General features: G+C 66.5%; 9 protein-coding genes. 2 read left to right on the forward strand and 7 right to left on the reverse strand.

All coding sequences use genetic code 11. From position 1 onward, the window contains the following. Positions 1-95 precede the first annotated feature (95 nt). On the reverse strand, positions 96-1,691 hold the full coding sequence (locus tag AB0H43_RS29105) for an NAD(P)/FAD-dependent oxidoreductase (protein WP_360004468.1): 1,596 nt from the start codon (positions 1,689-1,691) through the stop codon (positions 96-98). 28 nt (positions 1,692-1,719) lie between these two features. On the opposite strand from AB0H43_RS29105, the gene AB0H43_RS29110 reads away from it, so the two are divergent. Then, positions 1,720-2,583: a site-2 protease family protein gene (locus tag AB0H43_RS29110; RefSeq protein WP_360004470.1), complete on the forward strand. Its 864-nt coding sequence runs from the start codon at positions 1,720-1,722 to the stop codon at positions 2,581-2,583. Between the two features lie 203 nt (positions 2,584-2,786). Here the strand turns inward: AB0H43_RS29110 and AB0H43_RS29115 are convergent, their stop codons facing one another. The 4 genes from AB0H43_RS29115 to AB0H43_RS29130 form a co-directional block, all read right to left on the reverse strand. Beyond that, positions 2,787-4,226: an aspartate aminotransferase family protein gene (locus tag AB0H43_RS29115; RefSeq protein WP_360004472.1), complete on the reverse strand. Its 1,440-nt coding sequence runs from the start codon at positions 4,224-4,226 to the stop codon at positions 2,787-2,789. 1 nt (position 4,227) lies between these two features. Next, positions 4,228-5,529: an MFS transporter gene (locus AB0H43_RS29120; protein WP_360004474.1), complete on the reverse strand. Its 1,302-nt coding sequence runs from the start codon at positions 5,527-5,529 to the stop codon at positions 4,228-4,230. Further along, complete coding sequence (locus AB0H43_RS29125; protein ID WP_360004476.1) at positions 5,526-6,101, reverse strand: helix-turn-helix domain-containing protein; 576 nt, start codon at positions 6,099-6,101, stop codon at positions 5,526-5,528. The genes AB0H43_RS29120 and AB0H43_RS29125 overlap by 4 nt, the downstream gene beginning before the upstream one ends. 78 nt (positions 6,102-6,179) lie before the next feature. Further along, positions 6,180-7,346: a citrate synthase gene (locus AB0H43_RS29130; protein WP_360004478.1), complete on the reverse strand. Its 1,167-nt coding sequence runs from the start codon at positions 7,344-7,346 to the stop codon at positions 6,180-6,182. Between the two features lie 68 nt (positions 7,347-7,414). On the opposite strand from AB0H43_RS29130, the gene AB0H43_RS29135 reads away from it, so the two are divergent. Further along, positions 7,415-8,548, forward strand: a complete 1,134-nt coding sequence (locus tag AB0H43_RS29135; protein WP_360004480.1) for a citrate/2-methylcitrate synthase — start codon at positions 7,415-7,417, stop codon at positions 8,546-8,548. A gap of 119 nt (positions 8,549-8,667) precedes the next feature. Here the strand turns inward: AB0H43_RS29135 and AB0H43_RS29140 are convergent, their stop codons facing one another. Beyond that, positions 8,668-9,105, reverse strand: coding sequence for an SUKH-3 domain-containing protein (locus AB0H43_RS29140; RefSeq protein WP_360004482.1), 438 nt, complete (start codon positions 9,103-9,105; stop codon positions 8,668-8,670). Beyond that, a complete protein-coding gene (locus AB0H43_RS29145; RefSeq protein ID WP_360004805.1) occupies positions 9,102-18,500 on the reverse strand; it encodes a LamG-like jellyroll fold domain-containing protein in 9,399 nt (3,132 codons plus the stop codon). Before AB0H43_RS29145 ends, AB0H43_RS29140 begins: the two co-directional genes overlap by 4 nt. Between the last annotated feature and the right edge of the window lie 277 nt (positions 18,501-18,777).

Raw genomic sequence — 18,777 nt, forward strand, 5'->3', positions numbered from 1 at the left:
ATCGTCCGTCCCAGCATTACGCGGCGGCCAAATCAGAGATCTTCGTGACGTGGCTCACACTCGACTCCGGCGGACCAGCGTCCTGACCAGCGTCTTCACCGGCGGCGGAAGCGCAGATCGTGACGGATCTGCCGGACGACGTTGCGTCCCGGCACCCCCGTCACGCCTCCTCCGCCGTGGGTCGCCGAACCGGCCTGGTACAGCCCCCGGATCGGCGTACGCAGATCGGCGTACCCGGCGGCCGGGCGGCAGTGGAACATCTGGCCGGCGGTGAGCTCGCCGTGGAAGATGTTGCCGCCGATCAATCCGTACTCCTCCTGCATGCGGTGCGGGCCGATGACCTGCCGGCCGAGGATCGACGCCGTGAAGCCGGGCGCGACCTGCTCCATCCGCGCGGTCAGCCGGTCGGCGTACGCGGCCAGCTCGTGGTCGTGGGGAGCGGACACGTAGGACCGGGGCACCCACTGGGTGAACATCGAGACGACGTGCTTGCCCTCCGGCGCGAGGGTCGGGTCGAAGACGCTCGGTATGCAGATGTCGGCGAACGGCAGGGTGGCCGGCCGGCCCCCGACGGCCTCCTGGAACGCGGTCTCCACGTCGTCGAGCGACTCGGACAGCACGATCGTGCCGCCGTAGACCGACGGATCGAACGACGGCTGGGCGGTGAACGTCGGCAGCCGGTCGACCGCGAAGTTCACCTTCACCGTGCCCGACCTCGTCTGAAACGACTCGATGTCGGCGACGAAGTCCGGCGGCAGCTCCGCCCGGTCCAGCAGCCGCAGGAACGAGATCTGCGGGTGGGCCGTCGTGACGACGACCGGCGCGGCGATCTCCTCGCCGTCCGCCAGCACGACCCCGGTGACCCGGCCGTTCTTCGTCAGAATCCGGGCGACCGCGGACGATGTGCGGATCTCGGCTCCGAAGCCGCGGGCGGCGGCCGCGAGCGCCTGAGTCACCGCGCCCATGCCGCCGCGCGGGAAGCCCCACGCGCCGGTCTGCCCGTCGACGGCCTCCCCGACATGATGGTGGAGCAGCACATACGCCGTCCCCGGACTCCGCGGCCCGGCCCAGCCCCCGATCACCCCGGAGACGCTCAGCAGTCCCCGCATCGCGTCCGACTCGAACCGCTCCTCGACCAGGTCGGCGACGCTGGCCGTGAAAAGCCGGGTGAGGTCGAACGCCGCGCGTACGTCGACCTGACGGAGCCTCGCCCCGATCCGGGCCAGTCCCAGCAGGTCACCCGGCCGCTTCGAGCCGACCTTCGGCGGGATCTCCTTGAGCAGCGGCCCGACCAGGCCGCCGAGCCGGCCCATCCAGGCATCCCAGTGCTCGTAGGCGTCGGCGTCACGCGGCGAGAACTTCGCGATCTCGGCGTACCGGTCGGCCGGGTCGTCGGCCAGCCGCAGCGCCCGGCCGTCACGACGCGGCGCGAAATACGGCCCCTGCGGGTACACGTGGTATCCGTGCTCGGCCAGCCGCAGGTCGCGTACCATCCGGGGATCCAGCAGGCTGACCACATAGGACAGCGCGGTCACCGCGAAGTCCGGGCCGAACGGCCGCTCGGTCACGGCCGCGCCGCCCACCACCTCGCGCCGCTCGAGCACCAGGACCCGCTGCCCGGCTCGCGCCAGGTAAGCGGCGGCCACCAGGCCGTTGTGCCCACCGCCGATGATCAAGCAGTTGTATGCCATGGTGCAGTCTTGCGCTACTTTGGCGGTCGTGGAACCCTCCCCTCCTCCGCAGACTGTCACGCAGCCGCCACCGACGGTGTCGCAGGTCGAGTCCCAGGTCATGCAGAAGAAGAAGACCTGGCGCGATCGGGCGGGCAAGGCGGGCGCGGGCGTCGCCGTGGCGGCCGGCGCGGCCAAGGTCGCCGGCGCGGGCAAACTCGTCGGCCTGCTCAAAGGCGTCTGGCTGTTCGCGCACTTCAAGACGGCGTTCACGATGCTGCTGTCGGTCGTCGGGTACGCCCTGTTCTACGGCTGGTGGTTCGCGATCGGGTTCGTCCTGCTGATCTTCGTCCACGAGATCGGGCACGTCATCGTGCTGCGGATCCAAGGCGTGAAGGCCAGCGCGCCGATGTTCGTCCCGTTCCTCGGCGCCTTCGTGAAGATCGAAGGCGAACAGCGCTCGGTCGCCCAGGAGGCGGCCTCCGCCCTCGCCGGCCCGATCGCCGGAACCGTCGGCACCATCGCGGTGCTCGCAGCCGCGCAGTCCAGCGGATCGCCACTGCTGACGGCGTTGGCGTACGCCGGCTTCCTCATCAACCTGTTCAACCTGTTCCCGGTGCTGCCCCTGGACGGCGGCCGGGTCGCCGGCGCACTGCACCCCGCGATCTGGATCGCCGGGCTGGTGGGAGCGGCCGTCTTCCTCATCGTTCGGCCCAACCCGATCCTGATCTTCGTCCTCATCATGGGCGGCATCGAGACCTACCGCCGCTGGAAGGATCGCAAAGCCGGGCGCACCAGCGCCTTCTTCGACGTCCCCACCAGTACGCGCTGGGCCATCGGGGCGGCGTACCTGGCGACGGCGGCGCTGTGCCTCTACGGCATGGAGTACACCTACGTCCCCCACCCCTGGTGACGCCTTCGCTACTTCTGGCTGCGACTTCGGTGTGGGCGCCGGGCTTCGCGAGTTTCCATGATCAGGGTCAATTCTGCGTTGCCATAGCGACACGGAAATGACCATGATCATGGAAATCGGACAAAACGCAAGCGGCGAAGCCCAGCCCCACCCTCTTCAGTGCGCTCTTCCACCACCGCACCGAACAAAGCCGCAGCCAACGGTCAGGAGAGGGCGGGGCTGTAGAGCGCCGACAGGAACCGGGTCAGCAGGGCTTCGCGCGAGGCGGGCGGCAGCCCGTCGAGCACCGCGTTGACCGCAGCCATCCGAGGGGTGCCTTCGGCGAAGGAGACCCCGACGGCCGGCAGCAACGACGCGAACGTGGCGTCGTCGAGGGTGGCGAAGTCGAGTCCGCCGATCATCTCGGCGAGCCCGGCCGCCGGCACCGGACCCACCGCCCGGGCGGCCTCCACCGCGACGGACAAGGTCGACAGGAGTGCGTCGACGCCGGACGCGCTGACGCCGGTCAGGGTCAGGTGCAGACTGGCGGGCATCCCGGCGTAGCTCAGCTGGGGCTGGAGGAAGAAGCCCCGGGCACGGGCCTCGTCGGCGATGGTGAAGACGTCCAAGCCGGGGTCGTCGTCCACAGTGAAGGCGATGAGGGTCGCGTCGGGTGTGCCGAGCACTCGCAAGCCGGGAATCTCGGAAATGCCCTGCACGACCGCCCGGGTCGCCTCCAGCGCGGCGGCACCGAGCGCCTGATAGCCGGAGGTGCCCAGCGCTTGGAGCGTCGCCCAGGCTCCGGCCAGCGGACCGGCGCCCTTGCTGCTCTGGATGGTCGAGTTGATCACGGTGTAGCCGGGCCACTCCGCACACGCGAAGTACGCCCGCAGCCGCAGTTCCGGATCGCTGAACAGCAGGACCGAGGCGCCCTTGGGGGCGTACCCGAACTTGTGGAGGTCGACCGACAACGAGGTCACGCCGCGGACGCTGAGGTCGAAGGGCGGAACGACGGCTCCCGCGTCGGCCAGCCAGGGCAGCAGCCAGCCGCCGACACAGGCGTCGACGTGGCAGGCGACGCCGCGCTCGTGGGAAAGAGAAGCGATCTCGGCCACGGGATCGATGACGCCGTGCGCGTAGGACGGTGCGGACGCGACCACGAGGACGGTGTCGTCCGTGATCGCGTCAGCCATCGCATCCGGAAGCGCCCGGAAGGAACCAAGGGAGACCGGGACCTGCTTTACGCGTACCCCTAGGTAGTGACCGGCCTTGTGGAAGGCCGCGTGCACCGTGGTCGGGACCACGATCTCCGGGTTCGCCACGTCGGGCCGCGAGTCGCGCGCGGCCTTGACCGCCAGGATGATCGATTCTGTGCCGCCGCTGGTGAAGATCCCGGGGGTGGCGGCGTCGCCGCCGAGCCGGCTCGCGACCGCCGCGACCACCTCGCGCTCGAGCCGCACGATGCTGGGGAAGGCGGTCGGGTCGAGCCCGTTGACCTCCAGCATCGCTAGGTACGCCGCCTGCGCGGCTTCGCGGACCTCGGGGCGGCCGCTGTCGTACACGTACGCCGTGGTGCGACCGCCTTGGGTCGGCAGGTCGGCGGCGCGCAGGGCGCTCAGTTCGTCGAGCAGTTCCGCCGAAGATCGGCCGTGGTCAGGCAACATCTCAATTCCCCGTGGTGGTGCGGGCGCGCCCGTAAGCGCGCAGGATGGGCAACGACGCCAGCATGAGCAGCGCCGGTACAACGGTGAACCCCAGCAGCAGAGCGGTTTTCGCCGAGCCGGGCTGGGTGACCGGCGCGTCGAAGGTGGACGAGAGGAAGCCGCCCGCCGCGAGCATCAAGGCGTAGAGGCCGGGGCCGACGGCGAGCCCGGCGGTCTCCCCCGCGGTCCACGCCCCGGTGAACGCCCCGGCCTGGACCTGCCCGGTACGCGCCGCGTCGGCGACGATGGCGTCCGGCATCAACGCCAGCGGCAGGACCTGCAACGCCGCATAGCAAAGGCCGAGCACGGCGGCGGCGCCCAGAACCGTCTTGGAACCGGCAGCGCCCAGCGGGTAGTTGACCAACGCCGCCACAGCGAAGACCACCGTCGCGACGGTGAAACATCGCAGCCGGCCGAAGCGCCGGGCCAGCGCCGACCACACCGGTACGGCGAGCGCGCTCGGCCCGACGACGCAGACGAACAGGATCGAGGTGAGGCTATAGTCGCCGAGCCAATAGGTGGCCACGTACGGCACCGCGGCAAGCATGATCGCGATGCCCACGGCTTGGGTCACGAAGGCCGTCATGAGCAGGAAGAACGGCCGGTTCCCCCGGGCGAGGCGGAAGGCGGCGACCAGTCCGAGGACGTCCCCGCCCGGCCGCGATCGCACCCAGCGCGTTGACAGCGTCGCGATCAGGCAGGCCGCGAGGACTACCGCGCCGACGACCGCACCCATCAGGGCGTACCCGGGACGGCCGCCGCCACCGGCGTCCACGACAGCGGGCGCGAGCCCGCCCGCGATCAGAATGCCCAAAGTCAGGAACACGATGCGCCAAGTCATCACGCGCAGCCGCGTATCGGGTTCGTCGGACATCTCGGCGGGCAAGGCGACATAAGGCACCTGGAAGGCGGCGAACGCCACCGACGCGCCGACGAACGCCAGCGCGACCCAGATCGCGCCCGCGTACCCGCTCGACGGGCTCAAGAACATCGTCGCGAACGCCACCGGCATGAGGAGCGCCCCGGTCAGCAGCAGTTTTGTGCGGCGGGCGGTGCGAACCGCCTCGCGGTCGCTGGCCGCGCCGATGATCGGGTTGAAGAACACGTCGAGCGCCTTCGGCGCGACCACCACGACCCCGGCCAGCGCGGCCGGAACGGCGAGGACGTCGGTCAGGAAGAACAACAGCAGCAGCCCCGGGACGGTCGAGAAGACCCCGGTGCCGATCGATCCCACGCCGTACCCGGCGAGCCGGCCCTTGTTCACGCCGCCATCCACTTCGCTACGAGGGTGTCCAGATGCGCCCGGTAGCGGTCCACCGTGGCGAGGTCGTGCACGTGCCGTTTGCCGTCGGCGTCCAGCACGCCGGCCTGCACGAAGCCGTGGATGCTCCACATGACGGTCCAGAGTGTCATGTCGTCGTGAATTCCGATCGCCTCCCGGACCAGGTCGATCAGCGGCCAGGCGTACTCCTGCTCCAGGCCGGTCACGTCGGCGGCGTCCGCGAGCCAGCGCCGCATCCACAACGCGGGCACGTGCGGATTCGCGAGACAGAAGTCCAGGTAGCGCCGCACGAGCACCTGCACGCCCAGCACCGGGTCAGGCTCCGCGCGCATGTCCCGGATCGCGCTGTCGAGCGCCTCGCGTTCCAGCTCGTACGCGTGCCGCATCACCTCGCGATACAAATCCGCCTTCGGCCCCACGTGGTACGCCACGGTGGCGATGTTCAGCCCACTCGCCCGGCCGATCTCCCGCGTGCTGGTGCCGTCGTAGCCGCGCTCGGCGAACAGTCGCGTCGCGGCCTCGAGTACGCGATCCCGGCTGGCCTTCTCCTCCATCGCTGCACCGTAACCGCCCTATCGCCCCTCCGTCAATCGTTTGATGGAGAGCCTCTTGCCTCGATGCTTGCCGGCGCTTCAGGCGGCCGGCGTCGGGCCGACGTAGCCGCTGCTCCACCGGAACCGGTGGGGCGGTTGGGCGTACTCCTCGATCGCGTGCGCGATCCACCCCGCAGTTCGCGCGACGGCGAAGATCACCTCGGCGGCTCCGGGCCCCATTCCGGCCGAATGCGCGAGCGACGCCACCGCGAAGTCGATGTTCGGTTTGGCGTTCGCCGTTTCGACCAGGTCGTCGAGTGTCGCCTGCAGGTCGCCGGGGATCGGCACGACGTCGAGCAGCGCCCGTGCCCGGGGATCGCCTTCGGGGTACAGCGAATGCCCGAATCCCGGCAGCCCTCCGCTCCGCAGCTGCTCGGCGATCGCGGCGGCGGCGCCATCCCGGGCGGCCGTCTCGATCAACCGGAAGACACCGGCTCCCACCGCGCCGTGCATCGGCCCGTCCAGCGCTCCCAACCCGGCCGACACCACGGCGTACGGGTGGGCTCGGGTCGATGCGGCGACGCGTACCGCAATGGTCGACGCGGCCAGGTCGTGATCGGCGAGCAACACGAGCGCTGCGTTGAGCGCCCGCAGGTCCCGCGCGGACGGCGCGCGGTCGGTCAGCCGCGACCAGAGGCGAGCCGCCACGCCGCGGTCCGCGGGCTCGCTCCGCGCGGGCAACGCGTCGACCATCGTCGCCAGCAGCTGCGGCGCACGATCGACCACAGTAGACGGAGACAGGTCGAATCGCAGCGGGTCGCTCGCCGCGGCCACCGCCACGATCACCGGCAGCCGGTCCACCAGCCGCGCGTGCGGCGGCAGGTGGCCGCTCGCGTCCCGCGCCCGCGCCAGCACCTCGACCGGCGCCGCGAACTCCGGCCGGCCCCCACCCCACAGCCACGTCGCCACCTGCTCGAAGGGGGTGTCCACCAGGCTCACGGCATCCCGGCCTCGATAAAAGAGCCGGTTGTACGCGATGAGCGTGATCGCGGTCCGCATGGCCGGCGCGGCATCGCGCTCCGGCCGGGTGCCCTGCGTACGCGAGGCCAGCCGCTCGACGTCCGAAAGCCGGAAACGGCTGATCCGCTCACCCGGAACCTTGACCCGAGTCAACAGTCCCCGGCTCACGTACGCGTAGATCGTCTCGGGCTTGATCCGCAGCCGTTGAGCGACTTCAGCGGTGGTCAGCAGGTGATCCTCGGTCATGTGGCCATGGTCTCACGTTGACTGAATCAACATTGACTGGCCGTCGTCGGCGGAGCGACGCTCACCGCATGCCAGAAACCGTCACCGTCCCGCGCGGGCTCGCCGGAGTCGTGGTCACCGACACCACGATCGGTCACGTACGCGGCCTCGAAGGCTTCTACCACTACCGGCAGTACTCGGCGATCGACCTCGCCGAGCGCCGTACGCTCGAAGACGTCTGGGCGCTGTTGATCGATGGCGCCCTGCCCACCGCTTCCGCCGACGCGTTCGCGGCCGAGATCGCGCCGCTGCGCCACATTCCGCCGGCGGTCGCCGCCGCCCTCCCGTCGATCGCGGCGGCCTCCTCATCAGTGGACCCGATGGGCGGACTGCGCGCCGCGCTTGCCGTCGCCGGCCTGGCCTCGGGCGCCCGGCCGCTCTACGACACCTCTCCGGTGGAGCGGCGCGCGCAGGCGATGCGCTTGTGCGCCCTGACGCCTTCCCTGCTGGCCGCGCTGTATCGGCTACGCCTCGGCCTGGACGTCGTCGAACCTCGGGACGATCTGCCGCACGCGGCCAACTACCTGTACATGATCACCGGGACTGTCCCGTCGCCGTCGCAGGTGGCCGCCGTCGAGAAGTACCTGATCTCGACGGTCGACCACGGCTTCAACGCGTCGACCTTCACCGCCCGCGTCATCGCCTCCACCGGCGCCGACCTGTACGCCTGCATCGGCGGCGCGCTCGGCGCCCTGTCCGGCCCGCTCCACGGCGGCGCCCCGAGCCGCGCATTGGACACATTGGACGCCATCGGCTCCGTCGACCGGGCCGACGACTGGCTCCGCTCACGGATTCTGTCCGGTGACCGGATCATGGGGTTCGGCCACCCGATCTACCGCACCGAAGACCCCCGCTCACGGATGCTGAAGGGGGTCGCCCAGTCGCTCGGCGGCCCGCTCGTCGACTTCGCGGTCGCCGTCGAGGCGCGTGTGCTGTCGTTGCTGGCCGAGCTCAAGCCCGGCCGCGAGCTGCACACCAACGTGGAGTACTACGCCGGAGTCGTCATGGAACTGTGCGGACTGCCGCGGGAGATGTTCACGCCGACCTTCGCGACGAGCCGGGTCATCGGGTGGTGTGCCAACGTCCTGGAACAGGCCGAAGATTCGAAGATCATCCGGCCGGACTCGCGGTACGTAGGGCCGCCGCCCCAGCGCGTCCCCTGATACCGGCGGGCTCGTCAGAATCTCACGCATCGCGGAGAATCTGACGAGCCGATTTCCGAACAACAATCGGTTATTGGGGTTCAGACACCGCCATCAAAATGCCGACGGCTCAAGTTGCTTCACGCCACGTCTTTCGGAGCATAACCGAGAACCAGCGCATCCAGAGCCTGAGGAAGACGCCCAAAAGTAGCCAGCCACGTCGCAACCAGATAAAGCGTCGAATCTTCATCGAGCCCTAGGAGGTAGCGATCATCAAGATCGCCGACCGGGTATATCGAGCGCCCAACCACTTCACTCCATGCGAGGAACCGATCGGCTTCGCCAAGACATAATAGCGGATCTAAATCAAACGGTTCCCGAGCCGACGTAACGCCCGGTCCAGCATGATCAACGCATATCGCTCCAAACTCAGTCAGAAAGCTCCGGGCCGCTGGATGCATCTCGCCGAATCCATCCTCCAGCAACGCTCGATTCCACTCTGCCGTTTCGACGACGCGTCCTCGAAACCACCCCGCAGCCCGCAAGGCGACCTGTGTGTCTGGCATCAAATCAGTCATTTGCCATCATCCGTAATGAAGTCTAAATCGAACGCTGCAACCAGGTGTCGACAACTCTTGCACGGGCCGATTTCTCTTCCATGCTTCGGATTTCCATGTGTTCGAATGGTGACCGCAGCGGCCGCTGCGCCTTGCGGATCCATATCGGCGAACAATGCTATCGATATACACACTGGCAAGCCACACTTACCGTGGCCTCGACCCTGATCAACCAATGGAACACTCGCCAAGATACTTGCTACGCGGGGATGAAGTACCGGGCTCCCGTCCGTCACACTCGTGGCCGAAATAATCGGTCCATTCCCAGCGATCTGAATCGCTTCAGCAACCTGGGGACGCCCGTGGGCAGGCAGGCTCGTCGCCATATCCGCTTCAGCATGCGCCGCTTCCGTAAGACGACACTGATCGTTGTTGTTGTGGACGAGGACGGGCGTGCCGCCAGCGATTACGTAGTAGGTGTGGAGGTTGTCGACCGTGAGGTCGCGCATCGTCTTGGCGCCGGCGTAGCTCTGGACCGCCGCGACGTACTGCTTCTCCCCGTTCGGGCCGACAAGCTCGTGCCCGACCTTCAGGTCGGCCGCGTCGACCCACTGCCCGTCGGTCGCGTCCCAGAACGGGTGGTGCTGCGTAGTGTGGAGCGTCGTGACGGTCGGTCCGCGGACTGTACCCGCGCTGACATCGTCACCGGAGGTCTCCGGTGACGACTGGCCCTCTGGCGCGACCGAGGTGATCATGACGTCAGTCAGGTCCAAGTCGAGGTTCTGGTGAAGAGCGGTGACCTTTTGCGCGGAGTCCTTGCCCGTCCCAGGATCGGTCGCAACGACCTCATCCCCCAGCTCGATATCTTCGATGGCCCGGGTAGAACCATCGGCCATCAAGACCGGCGTACGAGGGTCGAAACTGTGACGCTTGAGCGAGCAGCTGCCACCGCCTCCGGGGTTGTCGTCGCCGTCGTCCTTTTTCGTCGGCGAGTCGTTCTCGTTGTTCTTGCCCTGGCTTTCGTTGCCACGGCTGTTGTCGGGAGCGTGCGGGTCCCTGTTTTCCGGGTGATCGTCGGCGGGCCGCTCGGGGTCTGCTTTCTTCGGCTTGGAAGGTTTGCCGGGGCTGGAGTTGTGCTTCGGTTTTTTCGGTTTGCCGCCACCGAAGGTGGGCACGAACGGGATCGTCGGGAGGCCGGTGTCGTAGCCGAGCAGACCGGCAGCATTGTTGATCTTGTCTGCCGCGTTGTTCAGCTTGTCGAGCATCTCAAGGGCCTTCTTGCCCTTCTCGATGATCTCCTCGGCGATCTTGACGGCCCGCTTCCATGCCTTGTACGCCGAGAACGCAGCGTCGACGAGCTTGAAGATCTTCTTGCCCATCGATAAAAGCTTTCCGATCGGCAGCAGGCCGAGGATCATTTCACCGCAGGCCATCAGGTCACCCTTGGTGAAGCAGTTGATCATGTCGGTGATGCCGAGGAAGTCCAGGATCATTCCCGCGCCGCACTCTAAGAGCACGTCGAGGAACGATTTGTTGGCGACCTTCTGGGCGGCCTCCAGCTGCGACTTCAGCTTCTCGATGGCTTCCTTGGAGACGGGCGGGCCGTCATCCGGGTTGTACGCCTCGCCGAGTTCGGTCGTGGTGTTGCCGTTGTCGGTCTTGGTGTTGGTCGTGGTTTTGCCAGGAGGCGGCGGGTTCGGCACACAGCCGCTGCCTTGCGGGTGGTCCTTGCAGAACTGCGTGAGGTCGGGCCCCGCTCCGTAGTCGTGGTCAACGACCTTGTGTCCGCTCGGGTCCGTGTGCAGCAGCGGGTTGGCGTTGGCGTACGCGTACCGGTTGGCGCTGACCGACGGGCTCGGGTTGTTGCTGTAGGAATCGCGCGAGTCGAACTGGCCGGTCGCCGGGTTGTACCAGCGGGCCGCCATGTTGACTCGGCCGGTCGAGGTGTCGGTCCACTCGGACTGGTAGCCGAGCGAGCCGAGCATGTTCGAGCGGTCGCCCGCCTTCACGTCGCCCAGCGGGTCGTACTTGGTCCAGCGGTTGATAGCCGAGTCGGCGGCGCCTGTCTGGGCGAAGATGTCGTCGTGGAGGTCGGTCCAGGCGTATACCTCATTGGCGCCGCTGGTGTCACGCTCGCCGACGACCTTGCCTGCCGGATCCCGGACGTACTTTGCGGTCAAGTCCGCGGCGAGGTCGTTCTCCAGCCCCGAGAACTTCTTGCCCGGCTGGATCGCCCGGCCGATCGCGTCGTACTCGTAGGTCTGGGTCCCGGCTTGGGAGCCCTGCGAAATGATCTGACCGTACGCATCGGCACTGGTGTACTGCGTGGTCTGCGTGTCGTAGACCGAACGCAGCGAGCCACGCGCGGTGTACGTGTACTGCGTTGACGCGTTGACGTAGGTCAGCCGGTTGCGCTGGTCATACGAGAAGGTCTTGTCCCCAGCCTTCGTCCGGTTGCCGGCCTTGTCGTACTCGTAGGTGACCGCGGGTTTCTGCGCGCCGCCCTGGGGCGTCTCCGTCCAGGACGTCAGCCGGTTCGCGTAGTCGTAGGTGTAGACGTTGGTTGCCGCGCCGGAGAAACCAGTCGTGGTCTTCTTCGTCGGATTGCCGTTGGCGTCCCACTCATACGTCAGCGAGCCGACGATGGCACCGCCTGACGTCTTGAGCGTGTCGGACTGCAACAGATGGGTCGGGTAATAGCTGAAATCCCGGCGGTTGTTGCTGTTTCCGTACACGACGCGGCTGACCTGCGACATCTGGTCGTAGCTGTAGGTCGTCTTGATCGCGCCGTTGGTCAGCGTCGCCAGCCGGCCAGCGGCGTCATAGGTGTACGCCGTCGAACCCGCGGCGTCCGCACGTGAGGCGAGCTGCCCATCCGGGGCGTACGTGAACGTCGCGTCGCCTGAGGCGTTGCCTGTGATCGACCGAAGTAAGCCCCGGTCGTCATAGGTGAGCGTATTGGTAGTCGAACCGGTGCCGGAGAACGATGTCACCCGGCCGTCCAAGTCATACCCGAAGGTGCGCGACGCGGTCGTCGCTTCGGCTCCCGATCCACTCTGGCCGATCAGATTCCCGGCATTGTCGTACGAGTAGTCGACCGATACGCCGCCCGGCTCGATCAGCCGCACTAGGCGGCCGCCCTTGTCGTACGCCTTGGTATAGGTGCGATCCGCCGCAGCGGGATAGGCGTCGGTGGCGGGCTCGATAGTCGACTCTTCGAGACCGAGGCTGTTGTACGTCGTCACGAACACGTTGCCGAGGCCGTTCGTCATCCGGGTTTGGTTGCCCGCGATGTCGTAGCCGAACGTCGTCGTGATCGAGTCCGCGCTGTTGTCGCTGACCGGCTCGGTCTGCGATGTCAGCAGGCCGGTCGCGTCATACGCGTACGTCGTACTGTGGTTCTGCGGATCCTTCATGGCGACGACCTGGCCCGCCGAGTCGTAACTCGTCTCGACCTTGGCCAACTCCTGGTACGTGGCCGAATACTTCGCCTTGATCACCGGTCGGCTAAGTAGGTCGTAGCCAACCGTCGAGTACGTGAGGTCCGAGTTGATGGTCTTCGTCTGTCGACCCAGGCGGTCGTATTCGATCGTCGTGGTCAGATCCGTAGCCGTAGTCGTGCCGGTGGCGCTGTCGAATACCGGCACGTTCTTGGCAGTGACGCTGGTGGGCTGGCCCGCCGCGTTGTAGCCCGTGGTCGACACGACGCCGGCGGGGCTGGTGGTCTGCGTGAGCCAACCACCAATTCCGTACGCGTACTGCATGGTGTACCAGGTTCCGGAGCCGTCTTGCCGGACCCACGTCCGGTCAGTCAGCTTGCGATCCATGAAGTCGTAGCTCGACTCGCTGATCGCACCGGTGGGCGAGACGCTTCGGAGCAGGTTGCCATTGAGGTCGTAGCTGACGAGGCTGTCTGCGTACCCGGAGCCGGTGGGTGCAGGTGTGCGGATCTTCCACACCCGATCCAGCTGGTCGTAGAAGTATTGCGTCGCGATGCCCGTGGCGTCGACAGTCTTCGTTATACGGCCGTCGTCATCGTACTCGGTCGTGCTGACCGGAGTGACCGGCGTCGACGATTCAGGCGGCGTGTAAGAGGGATAGGTGGCCGACGTCTGACGGCCTTCGGCGTCGTACCCGTAGACGATCACGCGCCCCTTGGGGTCCTTGCTCTCCGTCGCCTCGCCGAAGGTGTTGTAGCCGGTGAAGGCGATCCGGTTCGCCGTGCCGAGGGACGACCCGTTCTCCTCGACGGCCACGCTGGGGCTCGTGACCTGCGCGAGCCGACCGGCCTCGTCGTACTCCTTCAGCGTCGTCCGGCCCAGCGGATCAGTCTCCGAGGTGATCAGGCCACGGTTGTCGACGGTGTAGGAGTACCGCGCGACCTTGGCAGTCACCGCGGATCCGTCGAACACCTTGACGATCTGGGCGTCGGAGAGGACTGCCTGGTGGATCTGGACATCCGCGAGCGACCCCGGGAAACCGGTCCCAGCGGTGCCGGCCGATCCGACGAGCACAGTTCCCTGAGCGGTGTTCGTGGCATTGACCGCGGAAGTCGTATTGTTCGGACTTCCGTTCACATAGAGCTTCAGGGTCTTCGCGTCGGCATCGTAGGCCACCGCCAGGTGTGTCCACTGGCCGGCGGTCACGGTGCTGCTCGACCAGACCGAAGGCGCCGTGCCCGTCTTCCCGTCACGCAAGGTCGCGTACCACTTCTGAGCCGAGGCACTGAAGCCGAGCTTGAAGGCAGCCGTGCCGTCGGGCGACATACGCATCACGACCCATTCGTCATACGCGCTCAACGAACTGATGTTGGCCCAGGCAGACACGGTGAACGAGCGCGACGGATCGAAGACCGAGCCGGCGACCGCGACTTTGCTGCTGTCGCCGTTGAAGATGGCCGACCCGGTCAGATCCGATCGGGTCGACGGCTTGCTCGTCGACCAGGTGACGTTCGACGCGACGCCCTTGCTGTTGCCGGCCGTGTCGGCCGCGATGGTGCCGCTGGTCTGGTTCAGCTGCCAGCGGGCCACCGGCGTGGTGGCCGGGTCACCGTTGTACCGGTTGATCGCGATGAGCTGACCGGCGGCGTTGTACAGGCTGTCGGAGTGCGCGAGGAGGGTTGTGCCGTCGTACGCCGAAGAGGAGATGATCTGGTCGTCATCAGACAGAACGTTCTTCGTGACTCGGTTGAGGCCGTCGACGTCGAGCGTCGACTCGTACGCCCGGCCGACCGCGTCCACAACATAATCGGACCGTGTCGCGTGGTTGTTGGTGAACTGCTTGACCAGGAAGCCCGAAGCGTCGTAGTAGTCCTCTTCGATCAGGTTTTCCTCGCCGCCTGCACCGACCCGCTTGATCGTCTCGGTCAGACCATTGTCGGTGTATGTGTACACCGTCTTGGCCAAGTTGGCGTCGGTCACCGACAGCAACAAGCCGTTGTCGTAGTAGACGCGCTTCTCGATGGTGAGGTCCGCGGCGGGCTTCGGGTAGGCGGGGTCGTTGGGATCGCCGACGTATCCCTCGACGATCGACTCGGTGAGCTGGCCGGCGGCGTCGTAGACGTAGCGGTGCTTGACGCCGTCCGGCAGCCGCTGCTTGGTGATCGGGTGGCCGAGCTTGTCGTAGAGGATCTCGTTGACGACGTTCCGGCTGTCGTAGACCCTGGTGGCCAGGCCGTACTGGTCGTAATCCGTGCGTACCCAGCGAGGGGCGTCCCCACCAGTGGTGTCCTCGACCCTGGTCGACAGGACCAGCCCGTCCACGTCGTACTCGTAGGTCGTCTTGGCGGTATGGAGCGCGTTGGTGACGCGGTTGCGGACGGCCGGGTCGGTCTGGGTGACCAGCCGCATGCCCTTGTCGTAAGTCGATGTCGTCGTCAGTGTGGCGCCACCGCTGTTCTCGACCTTGGTGATGACGTTACCGACGTTGTCATACACGTACTTCGTAGACTTGCCGGTCGACTCCACAAGCTCCGCGACGTCGCCGTTCGCGTAGTACTTGGCCGTCTTGGACGCGCCTTCGGCGGTCGTGGTGACGAGGGCGAGCCCAGCCGGGGTATAGCCACCGCCCTCCGCCGGAGTTGTCGACGTCGTGTAGGTCGTGCCGGCGACGCGGCCCAGCGGGTCCGTCGTCGACAGCCGATCCCCGGTGGTTGCGTCGTACTGGAACGTCGTCAGGAACTGGTTATCGGTGTCACTGGTTGACCCCGGCCCGCGCTGCCACATGATCTTGTCGTTGCGCAGGTCGTACTTGCCCGCACTGTCCGGCTGGAGAACCCGGGTGACCTTGTCGGGCCAATACTGCGAATACGTTGTCGAGCAGACCTCGTTCTCATAATCCTGACAGGTTGTCTCCTGGATAACGTTGCCACGGACGTCGTGGCCGCGAAGCGTCACGTTGCCCACAGGATCGGCGATGAGCGACATGTAGCCCTCGGCGTCGTAGCCGTAGGACGTGCGCTTGCCGAGTCCATTGGTCTCCGCGATTTTGCGGCCCGTCCCGACCTCGTACGCCTCGGTTGTGCCCCGGCCACCGCCCGGGTCGGTGATCGTGTAGGTGCGCGCAAGGTTCCCGAACTCGGCGTTCCGGGCGTCGTACTGCGCGGCGACCTGCGCCTGAGTCAGGACTGACTTGTACATGGACACCTCGGCGATGTTGCCGAGGAAATAGCCACCCGGGTCGGTCTTGCCCTGCGGCCAGTTGTGCGCGGCACCCGCACCGATGAACGCGTATGCGGCCGTCGTCGTGGTGAGCGTACCGGAGAGCGTGATCGGCGTGGCATCGTCGACGAACAAGGTCTGGCTGGTCGCACCGGCGGCAAGCGTCACGTGGTGCCACGCGCCGTCATTGACGAGCGCGGCCGACTTGAGTTGGCCGTTCAGTCCCCAGGCCTTCCCGTAGAGATAACCGTCGCGGCCGACGTAGAGTGCGGGCACCCAGTTCCCGGTCGGCGTGTCGCCCACCATCATGGTCTGGTAACTGAAGAGCGTTCCGCCACCTGCATCGCCGTTGACGGTCTTGAACCACATGCTGATCGACATCGGCTCATTCGTTGGAATCTCCGTCGCCGGCAACTTCACGAAGGAGGAAGTGCCGTTGTAAGAGGCTGACGTCGTCGTATATCTGACGATGGCTCCCGTCAACGTGCGCCTGAAGATCGAGGTGTTCCCTTCCAGGGGCCCGGCCGCGATGCCCAGGTCGACTTCGTTGTAGGTCGCGACGCCACCGGTCACCTCGTTGACCGCGTCGGTGACGCCCGCGCCCTCAGCGAAACGCCAATAATCGGACGGCTTGGCGCCGAGAACCGCGGCGCGGTGCACAAGGTACGAGCCGGTCACCTTCGCCGGGTCGATCTGCCAGACGCCACCGTTTTCGTCGGTCACAGACGTCACGAGACCGGTCTGCTGGCTGTACGCAATGGCCGCGCTGGTCCGGCCCGACGGGCGCTTGATGCCCGTCATCGGGTGCGTTACTGCCGCCGCGGCCGATTGGAGCACTCCGACCTCGTCGGCGGACAGCGGCCTGTTGAACATCGCGAACTCCGCGAGCTGGCCGTTGAAGTAGTTCGGCGTACCCGTGTTGGGATATCCGGCGGTCGTATCAGCCGTACCGTTGTAGTTGGGCCAGGTCGCACCACGGAAGCCCGTCCCGAGCTGGAGTTCGGACTGCCGAGAGGCCGGCATACCGGCCGTCTCGCCGACCTTGACGCCGTCCAGGTAGAGCTCCTGGAGAAGCGTCTCGCTGCTGTCCGCCCAGCGCGACGTCAAGGCCGCGTGGTGCCAAGCACCGTTGTTGACCCGGATGGCCGCACCGGAACCGTCGCTGGCGAGAATCGGGGCGTGGGCCGACGTCGTCCAGACCTGATTCCGGTGGCCGTCGAGGTCCGGATAACAGTCCCAGATGTTGAGCTTGCTTAAGTTGTCAGTGCCGTGCTGCACGACGTCCAAGCACCGGCCCGAATGCAGGCTGATGACGTTGCCGTCCGGCGTGAAGATCCACTTCTGATTGTTACCCGTACCGCAGTCCCACAGCTGGACCGTCGTACCGTTCGCGGTGTTCGCGCCCGTGACGTCGAGACACTTGGTCACGCTGCCGATCGTGACGGTGAGCTGGCTGGCAGCGGTGTAGCTCCACTTCTCGTTCGCGCCGCCGCCGCAGGTGTAGATGACCAGCTGAGTGCCGTTGGCGGTGTTGTTGTTCGGTACGTTGAGACATTTGCCGGACTCGGCGCCGAACAGCGTCCCCAGTGCCTGCGTCGCCGCGCCAACGGTTGGGACTGTCGGGTACTGACCGCGCAGATAGCCACCATTGTCGACGTACAAGACTGGGGTGTAGTTCGCCCAGGTACCGACCGAAGACCATGAGAGGAAGTCGTCTGTGGACTGCCCCAGCAGGGTTCCAGACCCGCTCGTCTTGAACCAGACGCTCACTGTTCGCTGCGACGCCTCCATTTCGGGCGGGGCGGGCAGCTCGACATACGAAGAGGTCCCGTTGAAGGAAGCACCCTTCGCCGCCGACCCGGCCAACGGTCCAGTCTGACCCAATGTCACATTGACGTATCGTCCGTCGGCGTTGCCGATCTGGTCGTTCACCGTGGTGGTGTCGTTCGCGTCGACACCGGTTGTGCCGGGCCGCAGATAGGTGCTGGCTCCGAGATTCACGACGGCGTTGCGGTACGGCGAATGGTTGTACGTCTCGTAGCTGTAGCTCGTGCAGCTCGTGGCGCTGGTGGGCGGGCACACCGAGGTCAGATTGTCGCCAGTGTAGCCGTAGTTCCAAGTGGAGATCGAGGAGGAATCGCCCGTCACGGCCGGATCAGTCGAGACGCTGGACACGTGTCCCCCCGACCATCCGATCGTCAGCGCGCGGCCGGAGGACGAGGTCATCTTGACAACCTGGCCCGAGGAGCGGGTAAGTATCAGGCTACGGCCGTGTACATCGGTGATGCTGTAGAGACCCCACACGGCATCAAGGCCGTTCGTGCCCGATAAAATGCTGTTGAAGACGTACTCCGTGCCGTCCTTGTCGACCAGTTTGTAGCGCACGCCAGTGACAATGCTGGGCGCGCAGTCCACAACGATGTTAGTCGGGCCGATGTAACAGATGCGCACCAGCGACGAATACCGTCCGGACGGTGGCGAGAACTTGCTATTCAGGCCGAAGGAGACGGTCTGACCACCGGGATAGGTGATGGTGGCCACCTGTGCACTCGCGCCGGTCTTGAAAGACTCGGTCAGCTTCATGTCCAGCACCGACGACCACCCAGTCCCGAACGCCGACGTCGTACGCGTGTCGAGGCTGTTGTAGATCCGTTGGATCGCGAGCGGTGGCCCCACCGTCGGGATCGTCACATCCGTGACGTCAGTGGTGTAGTTCCCGATGCTCGGGTTGAACCCCTTGCCATCGTTCGTCGCCAGCGATGAGGTGACCGCCTGCTGTGGAACGGGCGTACCGAGGGCGTACTCGATGGGCTTGCTGGAGGCGATCGAGTCGTTGACCACGACGGACCAGGTGTAGTTCTTGCCCCAGGTGAGCACGGCCTTGGGGAGCGTCAACTTGCTCGCGGCGACCTTGCCGGAGTCGTAGACCTGGATCGAGGCGTCGGCGCCCTCGCCGTCCTTGATCTTCTCCTTGACCACGAACTGGTAGGTGAACGGTCCGGCCGTCTGGTCAGGGTCATGGGCCTTCGCGATC

The organism is Hamadaea sp. NPDC050747 (assembly GCF_040654195.1).
GTDB lineage: Bacteria > Actinomycetota > Actinomycetes > Mycobacteriales > Micromonosporaceae > Hamadaea.